Genomic DNA, 21,478 nt, shown 5'->3' with positions numbered 1-21,478 from the left:
CGCTCACATCCCGATCGAGGCAAAGAAGATGGCGAACAGGCCGTCCATCACGATGACGAGGAAGATCGCTTCGACCACCGAGGCGGTGGTCTGGCGGCCGAGCGATTCCGCGGAGCCCTTCACGGCCAGCCCCTCGACGCACGAGACGACGCCGATCACCAGCGCCATGAACGGCGCCTTGATCATGCCGACCTGAAACGTGTTGAGCGCGATCGCTTCCTTGAGCCGCGACAGGAAGATGTCGGGCGCGATGCCGCCATAGAGCCAGCACACCAGCCCGCCGCCATAGAGCGCCGCCATCGAGCCGATGAAGGTCAGGATCGGCACGCCGATGACAAGCGCGAGGATGCGCGGCAGGATCAAGACCTCGGTCGGATCGAAGCCCATGGTCTTGAGCGCGTCGATCTCCTCGCGCATCTTCATCGAGCCGAGCTCGGCGGTGTAGGCCGAGCCGGAGCGGCCGGCCACCATGATGCAGACGATCAGCACGCCGAGTTCGCGCAGCACCAGAATGCCGACCATGTCGACGACATAGACGTCGGCGCCGAACTTGCGAAAATGAAACAAGCCCTGCTGGGCGATGATGCAGCCGATCAGGAAGGTGATGAGCAGGATGATCGGCACCGCGCGCCAGGCCACCATATCGAGCTGGTGGACCAGAGACGTCATGCGGAAGCTGCGCGGCCGCGGCAGCACGCGCAGGATGGCGGTGATCAGCGCGCCGAACATGTTGAGGATGGCGATCAGCGACCGGCCGACGGAGGTGATGTTTTCGCCCACCGATGACAGGGCATAGACGAACGAATTGGCGGCGCCCCGCTTGCGCAACGGATCGAGATCGACCTGATGCATCTCGTCGATCATCGCGCGGTAGTCGTCCTTGAGGCCGGCGACCTCGGTCTTGGCGCCGTTGGCCTCGGCGCCGCGGACCAGCTTCTCGAGCAGCCAGGCGCCGAACGTGTCGAGATGCTCGACCTGCGCCATGTCGATGGAGACCGCTTTGACCGCGCGGTGGCGGCGGGCGAGGTCTGAAATCTGCGCGTCCAGCGCCCGGGCATGGGCAGCCGTCCAGATGCCGCTGCCAGTGAGCGCCAGCCGGTCGCCTTGCAGGGATTCCTGCAGGAATGGGTCGCCCTTCAAACTGTCGCTCCTACGCCCGCCAAGGCTGAGATCTAAAGGCTGAGATAGAAAGGCTGCGATAGAGTCGCAATGGGCCTTGGCCAGCCCCGATTCTCAAGGATTTAGGTTGCAGCGAGGGTATGACACCGGCCCTGCTCTCCGGATATCCCCACCTCCGTCCTCCCCACAGCCTCGCCAGGACCGAGGTCGTAGCGAAAGTCGACACGACGGCCACCAAGCCGGTCGGGGCGAATGTGTTCCCTGGGCGCATGACACCGCAGCATCGGCCATGTGACAGCGCCGCCCGCAACTAATGGGGCGGCCCTGGGGACTTCCCCCATCAACCCCCCGTTGATCCGGATCAATGCCGGCCATTCCCGTTCAGGTACAAGGGTATCCAAGCACAACTTTGCGGTTTGGGAGGACCTCATGCCTCAGTCGCGTATCGCCGAGCGTCTGCTTGTCCATGCCGGGCTGTGCCGCCGGCTGGCGGCCGCCAGTCTCGATGAAAATCTCGCCGCCAAGTTCTTGCGGATGGCCAGTGAATGCGCCGAAGCCGCCACCGGCCGCGGGGAGGCCGACGAACAGAGGTCCGCGCCGCAGCGCTGATGTTTCAAAGCGGGAACTTCCATTTTGGCACAACAGCCTGAATTATTTCGCGATTTTCATCCAAAAAGTGGTTAACCAAACCTTTCCGTCGCCCCCCAATTAGGTCTACAGTCAGGCATTATGGCGCGCGGGGACGTGTTGCGCCTCAGCATGGGGTTCGGGGGATGTGGTTCAGGGGCACGTTGCTCTGCGCGGCCGCGGTAGCGTCGATCACGACGACGCCCGCATCGGCCACGATGCGCATCGCCGAAGACCGCGGCGGTCAGATCGGCCATTACCTCCAAGCCTTCGCCATGCTGCGCTCGTCCGGCGAGAAGGTCATGATCGATGGCAACTGCCTGTCGGCCTGCACGCTGGTGCTCGGCCTCATTCCGCGATCGCGCATTTGCGCCACCGATCGCGCCCGCTTCGGCTTTCATGCGGCGTGGATGCCGGACGCCGACGGCGCGCCGGTGACAAGCCAGCTCGGCACCCAGGCCTTGTGGAATATTTATCCCAGCGACGTGCGGCGCTGGATCAACCGCAATGGCGGCCTGTCCCGCAAGATGATCTATCTGCAGGGCAACGCCGTACACTCGCTGGTCCCGAATTGCGGCTCGAAGCGCGACGAAACCCGGCGCGCGGAAGTCGAGACCAAGCGGAAATCCGAGCGCCGCGCCGACAAGCGTTTCGAGCGTCAGGTCTCAAAGCGTGTTGCCAGCAACACGACGCGCCGCGCGATCCGCTACAGCGCCATAAGCACAGCCAACGACCGCCGCTAACGCCATCGCCGCGTAGGCTTTCGCGCCGAACAGGCCGTAAAGCCAGCCGGAAACACCCATGGCCGCGGCCATCGCAAGCCCAATGATGATAGCGAGATAACCTTGCGCGGTCGCCGCCTGCCCCGGCGGCGCATGGCGGCTGGTGAAGAACAGCGCACCCAGATAGGTCATGCCGAAGCTGAAGGCGTGCAGCATTTGCAGCGCCGGCAGCACATAGACCGGCGGATCGAACGCCATCGCGGCCCAGCGCAGGGCGCCGCCGGCGCCGCCCAGAACCAGCATCATGCTCGGCGTCAGAAAGGCCGGCAGCCGCGCGGCGACGACGAACAGAATAATTTCCGCAATCACACCCACCGACCACAGCGCCGCAATCGCGGTGCCGTCGAGTCCGGCGTGGCGCCATTCGAGCGACGAGAAGCCGTAGTACACGGCGTGGCTCGACTGCGTCAGCGCCGCCGACGCGGCGACGATGAGGAAGGCGCGGTCGCGCAGCAGGCGCTTGGGCTGCGCCGCCGCGATGACACCCGGCTCATGCGGCGGCAGCGGCCTCAGATTGACGGCCGTGACGAGCGCGACGGCGCTGGCGGCAACGATCAGCCAGATCAGATCGCGCGGCGCGACAATGTCGGCAACAAAACCGGTGGCGAAAACACCGACGATGAACGCCACCGATCCCCACAGCCGCACCGCGCCATAAGCGCGGCCGCGCGTGCCAAGGCTGCGCAAGGCGTAGGTTTCCAGCACCGGCATGATCGGCGTGGTCGCCAGAGCCGTCAGCGCATAGGCGATGAAGATGATGAGCCCGCCTTCGGCCATCGACACGGCGACATAGCCGGCAAGGCCCATGAGGCTCAGCATCACCAGCGTACCGCGCAGCGCGTCCTTGCGGTCGGCGTGGCGCGTGACGAGCGGGATGGCGAGGACGCGCATGATCTGCGGCGCCGCCAGCGTGATCCCGATCAGCGCCGCATCGACCCCCTTGGCTTGGAGCCAGACCGGGAAGAACGGCAGCACGATGCCGCTCAGCACGAACAAGGCAGCGTAAAACGCGGCGATTCGTGCGGCAAACCTCGTATCGCTCGACAAAAAAGGCGGCCGCATCGGGCGGGCTCGGTTCCGGCAGGCCTGATTTCAGTCGAATCAACGGTGGTCCGGCAATACCGAAGGCTGGCCGAATCAGGTTCCTTGATTGATAAACGCGGGAACTGAAATTGCCTATGGCCGCGAGACAAAACGGGCGTCGTCGATGATTGGGGAAAGCGTCAGCAGGCGGCACGACATGCCGGCCGACCAGGTTGCCGAGGACGACTACCAGTCGTTCTGCGAAGCCCTTGGCTCGACCGCGCGCGGCCGGGCCTTCCTCGACGAATTCGCCCGCCGCAACCGGCACGCCGACACCGAGGTCGTGCTGGCGGCGCTCGGCCGGCTTGAAGCCACGGCACGCGGCCCGTCGGCCGCCTCGCCCGACGCCGACCGTATCCGCCAGGATCTGCGGGCGCTGCTCGACACCTTGCGCAGCGCGCGGCCGCAAACCGAAAACAGCCCGACCGCGATCAAGGCGGCGACGCTGGCCGCGCTGATCGATTTCGCGCAAGCCCGCATCGAGGCGCTGGTGACGATGCCGGCGCGCGAGGGCGAGACGCTGGCCGAAGTGCCCGCGCTCGAGCAGCCCGAATTGCCGATGCCGCATCCGGCCGCCGCCGGCGCGCCGGTGATGGCCCTGGTTCAGCAGGCCACCGCGCGCGCCGAACCGCCGGCGGAGACGAGCTTCACTCAGCCCGTCACGTCGCCACAGGCCAAGCGCAAGACCGCGACCATTATTCCGATCGTCGAGTTCGACTACCGGGCGCATCAGGCCGGACGGCCGCTGCCGGTGCGCTACACGCCGGAGGAAAGCTGGACCACGCTGGCGCCACCCTTCGTCGCCCAGCCGGCCATGATGCCGGCGATGCCCGAGGTGGAGGCGCCGGAAGCGCCGGCGCAAGCGGGTCAGGTCCCAATCGACGCCAAGCCCGAAGTCGAAACCTATGAGCTGTGGCTCGACCCGCCGCCGGTGACACCGGCCGAACGGGCCATGCTGGTGACGCCGGCCAGCGAAGCCGTCGCGACCACCGCCATCGAAGCGGCACCGGACTTCGCGGCCCCGCAGGCCATGACGGCGGATGTCGCCGTGATCGAGATTGAAGTCGCCGACATCGGAATGACCGACGGGACGGTGGCCGACATTGGCGTGACAGACATTGCCGTGGAGCCGTCGCCCGAAGCGGCCATCAGCACCATCGAAACCTTGATGCTGCAAATGGAACAGGCCGCCGCGCCGGCCGCCGCCGTCAAGGGCCATGCCGAAACGCCCGATCCGCTGGCGCCGCTCATGGCGCTGAGCGAAGAAGAGCGCATCGCGCTGTTTACCTGAAACGCTAGACCACAATCCGTGTCGTCTATCGGCCTCATCCTGAGGAGCATTGCGAATGCAATGCGTCTCGAAGGATGGGGCCGCCCTCGTCCTTCGAGACGCGCTCCTACGGAGCGCTCCTCAGGATGAGGGCGGTCTATGTCCGATTCTACCCCGCGATCAGCTTGGCGAACATCTCGACGTCGACATTGCCGCCGGAGAGGATGGCGACGACCGTCTTGCCGCGAATATCGACGACATTGTCGAGCTTGCCTGCAAGCAGCGCCGCAAGGCCGATGGCGCCGCCCGGCTCGACCACCAGCTTCAATTCCATGAAGGCATAGCGCACGGCGGCGCCGACCTCCTCATCGCTGGCGGAGATGCCCTGCCCGATCAGCTCCTTGTTGATCGGGAAGGTCCATTCGCCCGGCGTGTTGCTCATCAGCGCATCGCAGATCGTGCCGGTCGCCTTGTCATTGGCGACCCGCTCGCCGCGCAGGAACGAGCGCAAGGTGTCGTCGAAGTCTTCCGGCTCCGCCGTGAACAGCCGCGCCGCAGGCGCCCGCGACTTGATGCCGAGCGAGATGCCGGCGGCCAGCCCGCCGCCGGACACGCCGACCACGACGATGTCCGGCTTGAGCCCGAGCCGGTCGAGATCCTCGGCGATTTCGATGCCGATGGTGCCCTGCCCGGCAATGATCATCGGGTCGTCAAACGGCGGCACCATTGTCGCGCCGTGCTCCTTGACCAGGCGGTCGGCAATCGACACGCGGTCTTCGCCGCCGGCGCGATCGTAGAGCACCACCTCGGCGCCGTAGCCGCGCGTGCGCGCGATCTTCGCCTTCGGCGCATCGTTCGGCATCACGATGGTGGCGCGCATACCGAGCAGTTTCGCCGCCGCGGCGACACCCTGCGCATGATTGCCAGAAGAGTACGCGACAACGCCGGCACTGCGCTTGTCGGCCGGAATCTGCGACACGCGGTTATAGGCGCCGCGGAATTTGAACGAACCGGTGCGCTGCAGGATTTCCGCCTTGAGGAAGACGCGCGCGCCGAGACGTTCGTCGAGCACCGGTGCGTTGATCAGCGGCGTGCGCACCGCGACGCCCTTGAGGCGCGCCGCCGCGCCATCGACATCGGCGGCGGTCGGAAGCAGTTTCTGATCGATGAGGCCCATGGCGAAAGGCTACGCCCGCGCCGGGGGCCGGGCAAGCCGCGCTTTGGACTGTGAAGATCCCGGGGAACTCGCCGGGAATTTGTCGAGTCAGGCCGCCATGCGATCGCGGCGGCGACGCGGACGCTGCGTCGCTTCCGTAACGTATTTGACGAAGCTGCGGGCGGTCGCTTCCCAGGTCAGGCCCTCGGCGAAGCTGCGGCAGGCCGCCTTGTCGAGATCCAGCACGCCGAGACAGGCGCGCTTGAGATCGTCATTGAGGCAGCCGACCGGCGCCTGCCCGATTACGTCGCGCGGTGCCGCCGCCGGAAAGGCCGCAACCGGCACGCCGCTCGCCAGTGCTTCGAGCAGCACCAGGCCGAAGGTGTCGGTCAGGCTCGGAAACACGAAGACGTCGGACGAGGCATAGATATCCGCCAGTTCCTCGCCGTGCTTGGCGCCGAGGAACACAGCGTCAGGATAGGTCTTGGCCAGACGCGCGCGATCCGGCCCGTCGCCGACGACCAGCTTGGTGCCTGGCAGATCGAGCTTGAGGAATTCTTCGAGGTTCTTCTCAACCGCGACGCGGCCGACCGTGAGAAAGATCGGCCGCGGCAGATCAAGCACGCGCTGACGGTCGGGATGAAACAGCCGTCCGTCGACGCCGCGCTGCCACAGCTTCACATTCGGAAAGCCGCGGCCTTCCAGTTCGTGAACCAGCGTCGGCGTCGCTGCCAGCAGCGCGGCGCTCTGCGAATGAAAGCGGCGCAGCCATGCCCAGGTCAGATCGCCCGACCATTTGGGCGCCAGCGTCACGCGTTCGGCGACGTAATCCGGGAAACGGGTGTGGAAGCTCGTGGTGAACGGCAGGCCGCGGCGAATGCAGACGCGGCGCATGGCATGGCCGAGCGGGCCTTCGGTCGCGATATGAATGGCGTTGGGCGCGATCGCATCGAGCCGCCGCTCCATTGCGCCGGCGCTGGCCAGCGCCAGCCGGATTTCCGGATAGCTCGGCATCGGCACGGTGCGGAATTCGGAGGGGCTGAGAAATTCGACGGTGACGCCGAAGCCGGCCGCTTCGCGCGCGACCTGGCCGAGCGTGCGCACGACGCCGTTGACCTGCGGATGCCAGGCGTCGGTGACGACCAGAATTTTCATGAAGTGCCTTCCTCCCGTCCTCGTGGTGAGGAGCGCTGCCATAGCAGGCGCAGCCTGCGTACACTTGGCTGCGATGCAGCGCGTCTCGAACCATGAGGGCCCCTCATCCTTCGAGACGCCGCGCTGTCGCGCGGCTCCTCAGGATGAGGTCTGTTCTCAAGCGGCCTGCGCCTGAGCCGGCACCGGCACAAGGGCGTTCTGCCGGCCGTCATTGATCCAGGTGATGATCTCGAAGTGGCCGTCGTGACCCTCCGCCACCGCGGTGCAGCTTTCGACCCAGTCGCCGCAATTGATGTAGCGCAGACCGAAATCATCGTGCAGCGCCGCGGTGTGGATGTGGCCGCAGATCACGCCGTCGACCTTGTGCTGCTGGGCCTCGGTCGCCAGCGCCTTCTCGAAGGCGCCGATGTAGTTGACGGCGTTCTTCACCTTCATCTTGGCCCACTTCGACAATGACCAGTACGGCGCGCCGAAGACGCGCCGCATGGCGTTGAAGATGCGGTTCGCCTTGATGGCGAAGTCGTAGGCTCTGTCGCCGAGCAGCGCGAGCCAGCGCGCCTGCGTAACGACGAGGTCGAACATATCGCCATGGACGACCAGATAGCGCTTGCCGTCGGCGGCCTCATGGATGGTGTTCTCGACCACCTCGATGCCGCCGAAATGCGTGCCGTAATAGTTGCGCAGGAATTCGTCGTGATTACCGGGGATGTAGATGACGCGGGCGCCCTTGCGCGCCTGGCGCAGCAGCTTCTGCACCACGTCATTGTGCGCTTGCGGCCAGTACCAGGACGAGCGCAGCGCCCAGCCATCGACGATATCGCCGACCAGATAGACGGTGTCGGCTTCGTGGTGGCGGAGGAAGTCGAGGAGTTTGTCGGCCTGGCACCCGCGGGTGCCGAGGTGGATGTCGGAGATAAAAAGCGCGCGAAAGCGCCGCGTGGCGGGTTCCGTCACGGCGCGTCCTTCCATAGGTTCTGCTTCATGTCTCGGCCCACTAGCAAAGTCATGTGACAATGAGATGACAACGCTGTTTATTCCGTCACGCCGCAACGCTCTGCGCTTCAGCCCGGCGGAAGCGCACCAGCGTGTAGACGCCGAAGGGCTTCACCTTGCGCCGCTCGATCAGCTCGGCGCCGCCGTGGCTGCGCGCCCAGTCGGCCAGCCGCTGGAACGGGAATTCGGGACGCAGCCCGAGCTTGCGCGCCTTCTGCGCCAGCAGCCGCTCGACCGCGGCGGCAAGGCCCTTCTCGGAATAGAGATGATTGACGAGGATGATCTGCCCGCCGGGGCGCAGCACGCGCGCGCACTCCGACAGCACCTGCTCCGGATTATCGACCAGCGTGATGACGAACTGCCCGACCACGCAGTCGAAGGAGGCGTCGGGATAATCGAGCGCGCTCGCATCCATGACGCGCAGTTCCTTGACGAAGGGATAGCGGCCCTTGGCCACGCGCTCGCGCGCGCGGGCGATCATGGGTTCGGAAATGTCGATGCCGGTGATTTCGGTCGTGTCGTCGTAATCGTCGAAGGACAGTCCGGTGCCGACGCCGATTTCGAGAATGCGGCCGCCGACTTCATGCGCGGCCTTGGCCGCGGCGCGCCGGCCGTTGAGGAAAACCGGGCCGCATAACACGTCGTAGACCGGCGCCCATTTGGCATAGGCCTTTTCCATGACGTCCTTGGCGGGATCGCGCAGCATCTCAAAGCCCCCTCGAATCGTGTAGCCCCGGTCGATTTCGGCGGCGTAGCAAGGCTGTGCGACAGTGAGGCGACAGGGTGCGGCAAAACGCGCTAACGCTTCTCCTATCCCCACAAGGGGAAGGGAAAAATCCCCGCGTGGGCTCGGCCTTGACCCCTTCTGACGTTATCCTATCAGTGTAGCCCCCTGCTTTGACCGTCGAGGAAAACCCCATGGATCTTGGTATTGCCGGCCGCAAGGCCATCGTCTGCGCGTCGAGCCGGGGGCTCGGCAAGGCCTGCGCCATGGCGCTGGCCGAGGCCGGCGTCGAAGTCGTCATCAATGGCCGCGACGCCAAGACCGTGGAAGCCACCGCCGCCGAAATCGCCAAGGCGACCGGCGTGAAAACGCACGCGGTGGTCGCCGACGTGGCAACGGCCGAAGGTCAGAAGGCGCTGTTCGCCGCCTGCCCCGACCCCGACATTCTGGTCAACAACAATGGCGGCCCGCCGCCGCGCGACTTCCGCGAACTCACGCGCGAGATGATCCTCGACGGCGTCGTCGCCAACATGGTGGTCGCCATCGAACTGACGCAGAAGGTCATCGACAAGATGGCGGAGCGCCGCTTCGGCCGCATCGTCAACATCACGTCGAGTTCGGTGAAGGCGCCGCTGGCCGGCCTCGATCTGTCGTCGGGCGCGCGCGCCGGCCTGACCGCGTTCTTTGCCGGCGTCGCCCGCACCGTCGCCGACAAGAACGTGACCATCAATTCGATCCAGCCCGGCGCCTTCGACACCGACCGCCTCAAGGGCATCCTGGCGGGCACGGCGACGCGCACCGGCAAGTCGGTCGATGAAGCCGCCGCCGCGCGCAAGGCCACCATCCCGGCGAAGCGCTTCGGCACGCCTGAGGAATTCGGCGCGGCTTGCGCCTTCCTGTGCTCGGCGCAGGCCGGCTACATCACCGGGCAGAACCTGCTGATCGACGGCGGCACCATTCCGACCGCGTTTTAAGGTCTTCGGGCGCGCGCTTAAGCATAAAAGGCCGGCGTCACCGCCGGCCTTTTCATTTGGGCAGGCTCGAAGCCTGCGAATTATTTCAGGTAGGCTTGCTTCACCCGCGCCGGCTCGGCATCCCACTGATAGCGCAGCGCGACCGAGACGATGTTGATGTAGGATTTGACCGTACCGTTATAGGCCGTGGTGCCAGACCACGGATTGCTCGGGCAGCCACCGGCCGCGGCCGGTCCCATACACACCGAGGCATCCTTCACGTCGATGAACGAGTAACCGATATCGAAGGTGAGCCCCTTGATGCTCGCCGGCTTGTAGCTGGCGCCGACCGAGTACCACATGCGGTCATTGTCCGGGATACGCGTCGTGCGCACGGCGTCCGTGATCGGGCTCTTCTCGAAACCGATACCGGCGCGCACGGTCCAAGCCGGATTGATCATGTACTCGCCGCCGAGCGAATAGAAGTAACCATCCTTGTATTCGAACGGGAAGGTCACGGGAGTCGGCGTACCACCAACAACCAAAGTCACCGCACTACCGTTCGGCTGCAACAGGCGCGAGGTGCCGATGCGGCTCCAGTTGGCCCATTCGAAACCGGCGAGCAAGGTCAAGCGATCGGTGAGACCATGGCGCAAACCGACCGTCAGTGTACCGGGCAGCTTGAGACCGAGATTGACGGAGCCCGGCTGCGTGCCCGGCGCAACGGCGGCCGGCACGTCCCAGGTACCGCTGAGAGTGTGATCGATCGCCGAGCGATAGCCGATACCAATTGTCGTCCGCGGCATCGGCGTGATCGTGATGCCCGCGGTCCAGCCGAAGCCCCAGTCGGCGCCATTGAGCGTGCCGATGCGCGGCTGCGTGCCCAGGAAGGCGTCATACGAGGCCTGGATATACTGCGCCTGAAAGCCGACCGCGACGCTGATCATGTCGTTGAACTTGTAGGCGATCGACGGATTGACGTTGTAGGTCTTGACTTGGGCGCTGTTGCCGCTGCCGCTCGACGCGGCATTGACCTGCGGAAAATGCACGCCAAGCCCGACCGGCGCATTGACCGCCATGCCGATCCAGACGTTCTTGTTCAGCTGCATCGACCCGTAGGAATTCGGCACCAGAGCGTCGAGACCGGAGTCACCCGGCGTGGGGAACGGCGCCAGCGACGATGCGGTATAACTGTGCGAAGCATTCGGCATGATGCCTGAAACGCCAAGCTCCATCGTCTTGCCGCTCCACTGCGTCATGGTCGCAGCGTTCCAGAACATCGACGACAGCGCGCCGCCGGCCGCGATGCCGGCGAATGAAGCGCCCTGGCCGTAAGCGCTCTGCTCGCGCAAGGCGAAGGCGCCGGCATTCGCCGACGCGGTCGCCGCCAGAAGCACGCCGATGCTGGCGCAGCCCAGCAGCAGCGATTTCATCCCACCCTTATTGATCATTTGCCGTCCCCCGGTGCCGCGCCTTTATTCCGATGGCGCTTTCGTAGGCATCATCGTGACGGGAGTCCGGCAGACTGGCAACGAGCGGATGGACGGGAACCCACGCCCGCGGCCGTCTTTTGCGACAAATTCCCCCGCTGTTGCATTCGCGTCACAGAATACGAAGGCATCCGGGAACCCGCCTGCAAAACCGGAAATGCCCAACAAGGCGGGCTTATGGACCGGGAGAAAACGCCGCCTCTTGTGCGACGCAAAAAAATGATGCGGCGGTTATGAGCGGCGCCGGAAGGGCCAGGCCAGTTGCTGCAGGAAGCCCGGCGGCATCTCTTCCTGAATGCCGATATCGACCGGCGGGCGATAGTCGCGCGCGTTATAGAACGTGCCGAAGACATGGTCCCACAGCATGATGTTCTCGGAATAGTTCTTGTTGCCCTCGCGCAAGTCCTTGCTGTGGTGCCAGCGGTGCAGTTCCGGCGTGTTGAACCACCACGACAGCGGGCCGAACTTCATGTCGATATTGCAATGGGTCAGGATGCCGATGAAGGCGGTGATGGCCGACAGCCAGATCAGCACTTCCATCGGGGCGCCGAGCGCGAGCAGGATCACCATGCCGAGCGCGATGCTCTTGAAGCTGTCGACGAAATGAAAGCGCCCGGTGTTCACGATCCAGAGCCGGGTCACGCTGTGATGCACCGCATGGAAGCGCCACAGCCACGGCCACTCATGAGCCAGCCGATGCCCCCAGTACAGGCCGAACTCGGCAACGGCGATGGCGAGCAGCACCTGGCTCCACATCGGCCATGACCGCGGCCAGATGCCATAGCCGGGCTCCGCCGCCGGCGTCACATAGCTCGATATGCCGATGACGGTGGAGAACACGACCGCCGCCTGCACCACACCCTTGCTGGTGAGCGTGTGCGCGATGTTGGCGAAGGTCTGGCCGTCGTTCTCGTTCCACACGCGCTCGTGCGGCATGACCTGTTCGAGACCGTAAAGGCACAGCGCCAGCAGCAGATAGGCGATGTTGAAGAACAGCGCCGGCATCGCCACGGTGAAACCATAGGCCATGATGGCGATGGAGATCGCCAGCAGCCCCGGCCAGGCGAGCCATGAAATCGTATTGCGCAAGCGGCTGGAGGCGGCGGCGGGCAGAGTCGAGTCGGACATGGGCGAACACTAATTCCGGGAAGCGTTGTGCGCCAGAGACGGCGGCATCGGTCCAAAGGCTAATAGGCCGCTGCAGACGTCGCGGCAATGACAACGGCGTGTCGCATGGCCGGCGTTCAGGCCGACAGCGCGCTCTCGCGGCGGCCGAAGACCTTGGCGACGAACTGCGGATAGACCGCCTCGAGCTGCGGCGCCACCTTGTCGCGCAGCAGCGCCAGCGTCTCGCCGGTCGGCGCCGGCGTCTCGGGCACCTGTGCGGGCCGGTCGAAGTCGAAGCCGGTATGCTCGATCACCTCCTCAACGGTATGGCCGGGATGCACGCTCTTGAGCGTGAAGCGGCCATCGGCGAACGAGAACAGGCAACGGTTGGTGATGAGCGCCACCGGGCCGCCGGTGCGATGGACATTCGGCGCGCTTCGGCCCGCGGCGCTGATGAAATCGACCCTGGGCACCAGCGTGCGGCGCGAATGCTCGGTGCGAAACAGGATCACCTTCGGCACGACATAATAGAGATGCGCCGAACCGTAGGAGCCGGGGAAGCGCACCTTGGGATGGGCGTGGTCGCCGATCTCGACGAGGTTGATATTGCCTTCGCCGTCGATCTGGCCGCCCGACAGGAAGAACACGTCGATGCGCCCCTGCCCGGCGCAGTCGAACAACTCGCGGCCGCCATCGGTCCAGAAGGTGTGCTGCGAACTGCCGAGCAGCGAAACATAGGGCCGGCCCGTTCCCTGCAACTTGCCGCGCTCGCGCGCCAGCAGCGCCGCGGCCGCGGGAATCGGCGAAGCGTTGCCGACAGCGACATGGCGCACATCGCCGATGATGGTGGCGATCTGGTCGGCGAGCAGTTCTTCGGGGAGGAAGGTCATTACAACTCCGGCATCAACTCTATCATTCGTATCTGCATCCAACCCGCCCTCATCCTGAGGAGCGCTCCGTTAGGAGCGCGTCTCGAAGGATGGGGTGGCCTCGTCCTTCGAGACGCGTTGCTACGCAACGCTCCTCAGGATGAGGCCGATAAAGGTTGTTCAGCGTACACATGGCGCGCCAGATACTCCCCGAACCCCGCCTCGCTCGTCGCCATCTTGGCGTACATGGCCAGATGCTCGACATCGGCGCGGTAGCGATCCGGCAATGGCAACGGCCAGGCGCCGTTCTCGGCCACTGCAATGGCGTCGACATAGAAGCCGGGCAAGGTGCCGGCGGCGTAAATCGGATCGTCGAGCAGATTGCGCTTCTCGATTGTCTCGACGGTCACGATGGTGCGCTTGGCGGCATGCGCCATGGTGACGAGTTCGCGCTGGCGGCCGATCCACACATTGCCGTGTTCGTCGGCGAGCGGCGCATGAAACAGCGCGACGTCCGGGTTGATCGCCGGCAGCAGCACGATCGGATCGGACTCGCCGAAGGGTGAATCGATCACCTTCCAGTCGTCGCGATATTTAAGAACGTCCGAGCCGATGAGCCCGCGCAGCGGCATGAAGGGCACACCCTTCTCCGCCGCCTGCAGCGCGGCATGCAGCGCCGGGCACGTGGCATCCTTCATCCGGATCGCGCCGGACAGCACGGCGGCGGTGAAACGCGGCGCGGGACCGAGTTCGCCAAGGCTCACCGCGCTCGTCTCCAAGGTCGCGACGCAGCCGGCGCCGATCAGCAGGTCGGCCTGCAGCGACGAGGTCGGCAGCGCCACGAGATGCAGGCTCTTCACGCCGCGCCGGATCAGCGCGCGGGTCGCCGCCATCGGCACGCCGCAGACTTCGCGCGGTACGATCAGCATGCAGCCATCGGTGATGGTGGCGATGGCTTCGTCCAGCGTTTGCAGCGTCATGTGTTCATCCGGTATGCGGGCACGCGCCCACCGGCGCCGCTCGCTGACAATCCATCCCCACGCTTGCCAGGTCCACCGTTTTTTGCGACGCCAGCGGCATGGACACATTGCAGCAAAAGCTGGCCGCCGGGCGCTTTGTCATCACCGCGGAAATCACGCCGCCGGTGTCGTTCGACCGCGCCGATCTTTCCGCCAAGGCGGCGCCGCTCAAGGGCCTCGCCGACGCGGTCAATGTCACCGACGGCGCCGGCGCCCGTCCGCATATGGGCGCGCTGGCCGCCGCCGCGATCCTGATCCAGGACGGCATCGAGCCGATCCTCCAGCTCACCTGCCGCGACCGCAACCGCATCGCGTTGCAGAGCGACCTGATGGGCGCCGCCGCGCTCGGCATCCAGAACCTGCTGATCCTGCGCGGCGACGATCCCAGCGCCGGCGACCAGCCCGACGCCAAGGGCGTGTTCGATCTCGACGCCCGCGGCCTCATCGAGACGGCGCGCAAGCTGCGCGACGACCACGAACTGCCGGGCGGCCGCAAGGTCGCCGGCACCGCCGCCTTTTTCCTCGGCGCCGCCGATGCGCCGATCGACCCGCCGCCGGGCTGGGAGCCGAAGGGGCTGGCCGCCAAGGCCGCCGCCGGCGCGCAGTTCGCGCAGACTCAGTTCTGCATGGACCCCGATGTGGTCGCCCGCTACACGGCGCGGCTCGCCGGCCACGGCCTCGGCCACCTCAAGCTCATCGTCGGTATCGCGCCGCTGCGCTCTGCGAAATCGGCGCGCTGGATGCGGGAGAAGCTGTTCGGCACCATCATCCCGGACGCGACTGTGGCCCGCCTCGAGGCCGCCGCCGATCCGGCCGCGGAAGGCCGCGCCATCGCGGTCGACCTGATCGCCGCGCTCGCCGCCAACCCCGGCGTTGCCGGCGTCCACATCATGGCGCCCAACAATGACGAGGCCGTGCCGCCGGTGATCCGCGCGGCGCGGGCGAGCATCAAGCGCCTGTCGGCCTGAGCCGCCCCATCCCCGCGCACCCTCGCCCTTGCCCGTCGCCTTGGGTCATCGCATAGTCGCGCCCTCTCGCCAGACGGCACCAACAACAAACTGACCTTTAAGGGAGACCGATCATGAAGCTCGTCCGCTACGGCGCGCCCGGCCGCGAAAAGCCCGGCATCATCGCGGAGGACGGCAAGATCCGCGACCTGTCGCGCGTCGTGAAGGATATCGACGGCGCCATGCTGGCCTCGGGCGGTCTCGCCAAAATCAAGAAGCTCAATCTCAAGCGCATGAAGCCGGTCTCCGGCAAGCCGCGCCTCGGCCCCTGCATGGGCAATGTGCGCAACTTCGTCGCCATTGGCCTCAACTACTCCGACCACGCCGCCGAAGCGGGCCTCGCCGTGCCGAAGGAGCCGGTGATCTTCTGGAAGCACACCTCGTCGATCTGCGGCCCGAACGACGACACCATCGTGCCGAAGGAATCGCTGAAGCTCGATTGGGAAATCGAACTCGGCATCGTCATCGGCAAGCGCGCGCGCTATCTCGACAAGGCCAAGGCGAAGGACGCCATCGCCGGCTACTTCCTCGCCAACGACGTCTCCGAGCGCAATTTCCAGATCGAGCGCTCGGGCGGCCAGTGGGGCAAGGGCAAGAGCTGCGAGACCTTCGGGCCGATCGGCCCGTGGTTCGTCACCAAGGACGAGATGAAGAACCCGCAGAACCTCAACATGTGGCTCGACGTCAACGGCGAGCCGCGCCAGCGCGGCAACACCAAGACCATGGTGTTCGATTGCGAGTTCATCGTCTGGTACTGCTCGCAGATGTTCGTCCTTGAGCCGGGCGACATCATCATCACCGGCACGCCGCCGGGCGTCGGCCTTGGCATGAAGCCGACCCCGCAGTTCCTCAAGGCCGGCGACGTCGTCACCCTCGGCATCGACGGCCTCGGCGAGCAGAAGCAGAAGATCGTCGCGTTCAAGAAGTAAGCCTCGTCCTGAGGAGCGCTGCACTCTCTTCACCCTCCCCTGGAGGGGGAGGGTCGGCGAGCGATCAGCGAGCCGGGGTGGGGTGAACTTATTTCCTGCGCGAAGCTCACCCCACCCCGCTGGCCTCAGCGCTGCGCGCTTCGGCCCAGCGACCCTCCCCCTCCAGGGGAGGGTGAAGAAAGGAACACAAAACCCCGGGTGATGAGCCCGGGGTTTTTTGTTGGTGCCGCCGCGCCGTCTTCTGACGCCGTCACGTTGCGCGCCTCATTTCTTTGAGAGAACGCATCGTATTCCGCCGCTCGGATCGACGACGTCACCACTATAACGCGGGATCAAGTGCACGTGCACGTGCATCCGGTTTTGTCCGGCCGCTCGCCCGATATTGACGCCGATGTTGTAGCCGTCGGGTGAATGATCCGACGCAACCTTGCTTTGCGCGCGATCAAGAAGCGATTGTATTTCGGCCTTCTCTTCGACGGTCATGTCAAAATAGCTGGCGACGTGCCGGCGTGGCACGACCAGGACATGTCCACGGCTCAGGCTGTTGCTGTCGTAACGAACATAGGCGAGAGAGCCCTCGATCAAAACGCTTTCGGGGCGACACAACTCACAATCCGTAACCGGCATGGCATCGATCCTCTGGCTCGTCGGGTGGGCTCGGCGACAGCGCGCCCTGGCCCACCTACGCGACAATAACAAAACCCCGGGTGATGAGCCCGGGGTTTTTATTTGTGGCGCCCTCCTCGCCTCGTTTTCGCCTTGCTTGGAGGTTGGAGTTTCATTGCCGATTTTTATGGTGATGAAAATGGGATGGGCCTCCTACTACGAGAGTATCCAAGAAAGGCATGCTGATGCCGCGTTTCTGGCGCGCCCTCGCGTAATCGAATTTAAGCCAACCAAGTATGAGCTACGGAAGGCGCATACTTCCCCACCGATATTGCTGCCACCTAAGGCCAGGATACCCAAAGCTGTTACCGAAGCGGAGAGGCGCAATATTCGCGAAACACATATTTTGTGTCTTGCGGAATTACGGCCCAAGTCGTCACCGAGAGAACATAGACCAAATTACTAGGACATCCTGCTCGTAGGGCGGGTTAGCCGAAGGCGTAACCCGCCAGATTGGATCTTACACCAGCGGCGGATTACGCTTCGCTAATCCGCCCTACGCGCTGAGAACCTGTCATGTCAGTTGACATAACCATATTCGACGAGATCGAACAGAACATCGAACGTCTCGAAATTGATGAGATCAAGCGGCGACTAGAGCCGCTTATGTTAGGATTTCAAATTCAATCTCCTATCTTTGACCCTGGAGCATTTGTCTATCGGGCACGTAAACTCGGTCTAGAATTCCGAATGGACGCAGGCATCACTCGTTCCGATCTGATTTATCCGCCAGCTTCGAAGACAATGCTCGGGCGTCTTAACCGCACGGGGGAACCAGTCTTCTATGGCGCAATGCATAAAGAGGCCGTATTCTTCGAAATCCCCGGACTTAAGGCCGGCGACGAACTGGTGCTTTCCTTCTGGAAGACGAAGGAGCGCATGTTTGTCAATAATATCGGTTACACCGAGTTCGCCTTTGAACAACTTGGCGCGAAACGACCGGTGCCCGATTGGAACCAAAAGCAGGAGATGGGCAGCAGCGAACAAACGCTTGCCATGGCGACACTCCCGAAGGAGGTCGCAGAACGGCTGATGTCGAAAGATGATGCCCGAGAACTAAAGGAAGCATTCAGCAAATACTTCACGCGACAAGTCGATGCCGATGAACGCAATCGATATAAGCTGACGGCCGCAATAGGCGAGTTACATTTGGGAGAGATTCCGGATCAGAATGCGAAGTTTGCAGGCGTTCTGTATCCTTCGGTCCGCATGTTTGCTAATGGCGACAACATTGGCATTCAGCCTTGGTTCGTAGATAATCATCTTGAATTTCGAAAAGCTGTGCGCATTCGCATCAAGGAAAGACGAGAAGCTGCCTTCGACATCGGCTATCTGGACGCCGCTCATGATTTTAACGAGGCAGGGAATTTGAAATGGATGGGGCGCATTAAGAATTGGACCTTAAAACCGAAACAAAAGGCTCAGGCCGTTTACGAGCCTGGACTTGACGCGGATGGGGATTACCAGATTTCAAAGGATGGAAAACATGCACACTGGGTTTTGACTGACATAGACACCGGCAAAACAATCGAGCCTGGATAATCACCCACCTCTAGCCTCTTCGCCCCCCCACCCCCTACCTCACCCACTGCGCCCAGTACGGCACGAAGGGTGGCCGGTCGCTCCCCAGACTCCTGATCCGCGGCCCCACCCACTCGCCGTGCTTGGTCAGCTCCGTCACCGCCCACACCAGCGCGTCGAGGCGGTCGGGCGAGGCGCCGCCCGGCAGGCCGCCGGTTGCGAAGTCGCACATCTGGTCTTCCAGCGCGGCGAAGGCCGCGCCGACATGCTTCACCTTGCCTTGCGCATACATCGCCGCGACGGGTTCGGCGCGCAGATACTTGCCGCGCGTCGCATGCACCTGCTTCACCGGCACGGCGCGGTCGATCTGCTGCAGCACCGCGCGCACCATGTCGCCGCCCATGTTGACCTCGGCGACGATGGCGTCGGCCTGGAGCCGCCGATACAAGGCCACCGCGCGCAACGCCCAGCCGTCCGGCGGCAGGCCCTGCACGGTCGCATCCTCCAGCACATAGACGATGCCGCCTTCGGTGATGCCCGCCGCGACGATGCCGCAGGCGTCCGCGCCGGCCCGCGCCGAGCTCGGCGGATCGACGCCGACGACAATGCGAACCAGCGGCGGCGCCGTCTCCACCCGCGCCGCCTCGATCGCCGCGCGCGACCACAGCGCGTCGGCGCGGTCCTCGATGATCTCGCCGTCGATCTCCTGCCGCCCCAGCCGCGTGCCGGCATAGCGGCCGATCACCGCCTCGATGAAGGCCGGCGACAAATGCGCGGCGTTGGCGTGCGTCGAAGCGCGCGTCACCGCGGTGCGCGCGTCGGTGACGAGGCGCTTGAGCAGCGCGATCGGCTTCGGCGTCGTGGTGACGAGTTGGCGCGGCTGCGGCCCCAGCCGCAGGCCGAACTGCAGATTGTCGAAGGTCGCGTCGGCGTGCTTCCACTTGGCGAGTTCGTCGCACCAGGCGGCGTCGAATTGCGGCCCGCGCAGTTGCTCCGGGTCTTCCGCGGAGAAGGCATAGGCCACCGCGCCGCTCGGCCATTCCAGCCGGCGGCGCGTCGCGGTCCATGACGGCCGCTCGCCGCGCGGGCAGGCCCGCAACAGCCCGGACGGCCCCTCGATCATCACCTCGCGCACGTCGTGCTCGGTCTCGCCGACCAGCGCGATCGCGGCGGCGCGGTGTCGCGCATAAGGCGGCGTGCCGGCCACCTGCGCCCTCACCCATTCGGCCCCGAGCCGCGTCTTGCCGGCGCCGCGCCCGCCCAGCATCAGCCAGGTGGTCCACGGTCCGCCATTGTTGGCGTGAAGCGGCGGCTCCTGATGCGCGTGCGCGAGCGTGATGAAGTCGCGGTCAAGCGCCGCCAGCAGGCGCGGCGGCAGCGCCCGCACCATCGCCAGCGTTGCGCCGGCTTGCGACAAAGGCGTCAATGCGGCGCGCAAGATCGATACGGAATTCATCGATGTCCTCCGGGAGGTCGTCGGCGAGGTCGTCGGCAATGTCGCCGGCATGACGCGAAACGCCGCTGGTGTGATGATTGAGTTTGAGGAACGTGTCGGTGAGCTGCACCAGCATGCGCCCCAGCTTGAGCCCGTCCTCCACGGTCAGCGACTCGGCGCGCTCTTTCTCGCGCAGTTCTTTGATGACGCGGATTTGCGCCTGAAGCTCGCGGCGCAACCATTCGGCCGCCTCCGGCCCATCCGGCGCAGGATCGGCCGGCGGCGGCGCGAGCGACCGCGTTGCCCTCACGAAAGCGTCGGTCTGCTGCGCCAGCCGCGCCGCCGGACTGATATCGAGCGGCGGCGCGTTGAAGCGAACCCAGCCGTTTCTTGCCGCGAACGATCTGAGCGTCGTGCGGCAGACATCGAGATCCTGCGCGATCCAGGTGAGCGGCTCGAGCGTCGTTTCGTAACGGCGCCGCGCATCGGCAAGCAGATTGTCGGTGAAATTCATCGGCGACGGCGCGCGGCGCCCGAAGCGCTTCACGGTGATGATATGCTTGGCGGCGGGCTTGAGCGGACTTCTGGGCGCTGAGGCACGCGTCTTTGCGCGGGCGGCAGACACAGGGCGGCCCGCACGGCGGCGTTTGGCCATGGCGAACTCCGGTTGGCTGCTGTGTTTGAAAAACAAAGGCGGCCGGCGCGGGAGCAAAGCTCACCGGGCACAGACCGCCAGCGTGCCGGATATCTAGCCGGGGAGCGTCACGCTGTCAAGGACTATTTTCTTAGTTACGTAGTTGGCACCACATGAGCCGACATACAGAAAAAGTCGCATCCGTAACCGCTTCGGCGGATCGGATTGGCGCGCCCGATGAAGTCTCTGCAGCTTTAGAGGATGCCTATAACGATTGGTAGGCAATCAATCATCACGCCCTGGATTTGGGCGTTTCTGGCGATTTTTTCGATTTGCGGTTGAGGCTCAACGCTGCGTTTGCGAAGTCGCTAACTTGTTCCCTAGTGCAGCCTAAGGCCTCATAGAATTCAGTGGCCAGCTTTGCGATGGTGGCAACATGGATTTGGAATTCCATGAAAGTGAATGTGTGTTCTGTGGCCTTAAACTCCCCACCCGCTGCCCGCTCTAAAAATGTTACGCTTTCGGCGTCGCCTCTTATGTAGCCGTGAGCAAATACGTCTCTCTTGCTCATCCCTCTAATTTTGTTAAACGGCTCTAAAATCTTCGACTTTTGAGGGTGATCGCTTCGCTTGATGAGATCGGCCAGAAGTCGACTTTTCCTGCCGAACATCATGCCTGCCGTGATGAGGTGGCATTGCTCGTGAGTTACGTTTAGAAACTGGCCGATGGCGTAGTCTGTTGTTAGTTCAAGGGATGCCCATGCACCCTGAAATAGGCCGACTAATCTTGTGTATTCGTTTCTTAATGCGAGTCCTTGGGAGTTTTTCATTTGAAAAAGCCATCGTCGAAAGATGCAGATCGGCGGCTGGAGAAAATATTAGGTGGGGCGCTCGCCGGCTCCCCGCCCCCTAGGATATCCTGACTCGGGAGGGCGAGTCT

At 64.4% G+C, this 21,478-nt stretch carries 21 protein-coding genes; 7 read left to right on the top strand and 14 right to left on the bottom strand.

The window, feature by feature from the left end; all coding sequences use genetic code 11:
• Window positions 1-3: 3 nt before the first annotated feature.
• On the bottom strand, window positions 4-1,140 hold the full coding sequence (locus DXH78_RS11605) for an ABC transporter permease (protein ID WP_115517178.1): 1,137 nt from the start codon (window positions 1,138-1,140) through the stop codon (window positions 4-6).
• Window positions 1,141-1,548: 408 nt separating this feature from the next.
• On the opposite strand from DXH78_RS11605, the gene DXH78_RS11600 reads away from it, so the two are divergent.
• On the top strand, window positions 1,549-1,728 hold the full coding sequence (locus DXH78_RS11600) for a hypothetical protein (RefSeq protein ID WP_115517177.1): 180 nt from the start codon (window positions 1,549-1,551) through the stop codon (window positions 1,726-1,728).
• Window positions 1,729-1,892: 164 nt separating this feature from the next.
• Window positions 1,893-2,489 carry a hypothetical protein gene (locus DXH78_RS11595; protein WP_245416798.1) on the top strand — a complete coding sequence of 199 codons (597 nt, stop codon included), beginning with the start codon at window positions 1,893-1,895 and terminating at the stop codon, window positions 2,487-2,489.
• On the opposite strand, the gene DXH78_RS11590 is transcribed toward DXH78_RS11595, so the two are convergent.
• Window positions 2,412-3,590, bottom strand: coding sequence for an MFS transporter (locus tag DXH78_RS11590; protein WP_115517176.1), 1,179 nt, complete (start codon window positions 3,588-3,590; stop codon window positions 2,412-2,414). The two genes, DXH78_RS11595 and DXH78_RS11590, sit on opposite strands and share 78 nt — an antisense overlap.
• Before the next feature lie 178 nt (window positions 3,591-3,768).
• Between DXH78_RS11590 and DXH78_RS19880 the strand changes: the two genes are divergently transcribed.
• Complete coding sequence (locus DXH78_RS19880) at window positions 3,769-4,902, top strand: hypothetical protein (protein WP_168192782.1); 1,134 nt, start codon at window positions 3,769-3,771, stop codon at window positions 4,900-4,902.
• Between the two features lie 148 nt (window positions 4,903-5,050).
• Here DXH78_RS19880 and DXH78_RS11575 read toward each other — a convergent pair whose 3' ends face one another.
• The 4 genes from DXH78_RS11575 to DXH78_RS11560 all read right to left on the bottom strand — a co-directional run bounded on the left by DXH78_RS11575 (window position 5,051) and on the right by DXH78_RS11560 (window position 8,891).
• Complete coding sequence (locus tag DXH78_RS11575) at window positions 5,051-6,058, bottom strand: threonine ammonia-lyase (RefSeq protein WP_115517174.1); 1,008 nt, start codon at window positions 6,056-6,058, stop codon at window positions 5,051-5,053.
• A gap of 87 nt (window positions 6,059-6,145) precedes the next feature.
• Window positions 6,146-7,192, bottom strand: a complete 1,047-nt coding sequence (locus DXH78_RS11570; RefSeq protein WP_115517173.1) for a glycosyltransferase family 4 protein — start codon at window positions 7,190-7,192, stop codon at window positions 6,146-6,148.
• Window positions 7,193-7,348: 156 nt separating this feature from the next.
• A complete protein-coding gene (locus DXH78_RS11565) occupies window positions 7,349-8,161 on the bottom strand; it encodes a UDP-2,3-diacylglucosamine diphosphatase (RefSeq protein WP_115517172.1) in 813 nt (270 codons plus the stop codon).
• A gap of 70 nt (window positions 8,162-8,231) precedes the next feature.
• A complete protein-coding gene (locus DXH78_RS11560; protein WP_115517171.1) occupies window positions 8,232-8,891 on the bottom strand; it encodes a class I SAM-dependent methyltransferase in 660 nt (219 codons plus the stop codon).
• Between the two features lie 212 nt (window positions 8,892-9,103).
• Here DXH78_RS11560 and DXH78_RS11555 point away from each other — a divergent pair, with 212 nt between their 5' ends.
• Entirely contained in the window at window positions 9,104-9,883 is a 780-nt protein-coding gene (locus DXH78_RS11555; RefSeq protein ID WP_115517170.1) for an SDR family oxidoreductase, read from the top strand.
• Between the two features lie 80 nt (window positions 9,884-9,963).
• On the opposite strand, the gene DXH78_RS11550 is transcribed toward DXH78_RS11555, so the two are convergent.
• From DXH78_RS11550 to DXH78_RS11535, 4 genes are all read right to left on the bottom strand, one after another.
• Complete coding sequence (locus tag DXH78_RS11550; protein WP_115517169.1) at window positions 9,964-11,313, bottom strand: OmpP1/FadL family transporter; 1,350 nt, start codon at window positions 11,311-11,313, stop codon at window positions 9,964-9,966.
• 270 nt (window positions 11,314-11,583) lie between these two features.
• Window positions 11,584-12,480, bottom strand: a complete 897-nt coding sequence (locus DXH78_RS11545; RefSeq protein ID WP_115517168.1) for a sterol desaturase family protein — start codon at window positions 12,478-12,480, stop codon at window positions 11,584-11,586.
• Between the two features lie 116 nt (window positions 12,481-12,596).
• Window positions 12,597-13,349 (bottom strand): CoA-transferase, encoded by a 753-nt coding sequence (locus DXH78_RS11540; RefSeq protein ID WP_115517167.1) that lies wholly within the window; start codon window positions 13,347-13,349, stop codon window positions 12,597-12,599.
• Window positions 13,350-13,483: 134 nt separating this feature from the next.
• A complete protein-coding gene (locus tag DXH78_RS11535) occupies window positions 13,484-14,308 on the bottom strand; it encodes a CoA transferase subunit A (RefSeq protein ID WP_115517166.1) in 825 nt (274 codons plus the stop codon).
• A gap of 98 nt (window positions 14,309-14,406) precedes the next feature.
• On the opposite strand from DXH78_RS11535, the gene DXH78_RS11530 reads away from it, so the two are divergent.
• Together DXH78_RS11530 and DXH78_RS11525 are read left to right on the top strand one after the other, a co-directional pair.
• The gene (locus DXH78_RS11530) at window positions 14,407-15,315 is read left to right on the top strand and encodes a methylenetetrahydrofolate reductase (RefSeq protein ID WP_115517165.1); all 909 of its coding nucleotides are present in this window, start codon (window positions 14,407-14,409) and stop codon (window positions 15,313-15,315) included.
• Between the two features lie 113 nt (window positions 15,316-15,428).
• Window positions 15,429-16,283 carry a fumarylacetoacetate hydrolase family protein gene (locus DXH78_RS11525; RefSeq protein WP_115517164.1) on the top strand — a complete coding sequence of 285 codons (855 nt, stop codon included), beginning with the start codon at window positions 15,429-15,431 and terminating at the stop codon, window positions 16,281-16,283.
• A 264-nt stretch (window positions 16,284-16,547) separates the two neighbouring features.
• On the opposite strand, the gene DXH78_RS11520 is transcribed toward DXH78_RS11525, so the two are convergent.
• Window positions 16,548-16,910: an HIT family protein gene (locus DXH78_RS11520; protein WP_115517163.1), complete on the bottom strand. Its 363-nt coding sequence runs from the start codon at window positions 16,908-16,910 to the stop codon at window positions 16,548-16,550.
• 555 nt (window positions 16,911-17,465) lie between these two features.
• Here DXH78_RS11520 and DXH78_RS11515 point away from each other — a divergent pair.
• A complete protein-coding gene (locus DXH78_RS11515) occupies window positions 17,466-18,491 on the top strand; it encodes an RES domain-containing protein (protein ID WP_115517162.1) in 1,026 nt (341 codons plus the stop codon).
• A 34-nt stretch (window positions 18,492-18,525) separates the two neighbouring features.
• On the opposite strand, the gene DXH78_RS11510 is transcribed toward DXH78_RS11515, so the two are convergent.
• The 3 genes from DXH78_RS11510 to DXH78_RS11500 form a co-directional block, all read right to left on the bottom strand.
• Window positions 18,526-19,860: a DNA-packaging protein gene (locus tag DXH78_RS11510; protein WP_115517161.1), complete on the bottom strand. Its 1,335-nt coding sequence runs from the start codon at window positions 19,858-19,860 to the stop codon at window positions 18,526-18,528.
• A complete protein-coding gene (locus DXH78_RS11505) occupies window positions 19,820-20,560 on the bottom strand; it encodes a hypothetical protein (protein WP_115517160.1) in 741 nt (246 codons plus the stop codon). Before DXH78_RS11505 ends, DXH78_RS11510 begins: the two co-directional genes overlap by 41 nt.
• A 271-nt stretch (window positions 20,561-20,831) precedes the next feature.
• Complete coding sequence (locus DXH78_RS11500; protein WP_115517159.1) at window positions 20,832-21,368, bottom strand: hypothetical protein; 537 nt, start codon at window positions 21,366-21,368, stop codon at window positions 20,832-20,834.
• Between the last annotated feature and the right edge of the window lie 110 nt (window positions 21,369-21,478).

The sequence above is a fragment of the Undibacter mobilis genome (assembly GCF_003367195.1).
Classification (GTDB): domain Bacteria; phylum Pseudomonadota; class Alphaproteobacteria; order Rhizobiales; family Xanthobacteraceae; genus Pseudolabrys; species Pseudolabrys mobilis.
This window is presented reverse-complemented; position numbering and strand designations above follow the sequence as displayed.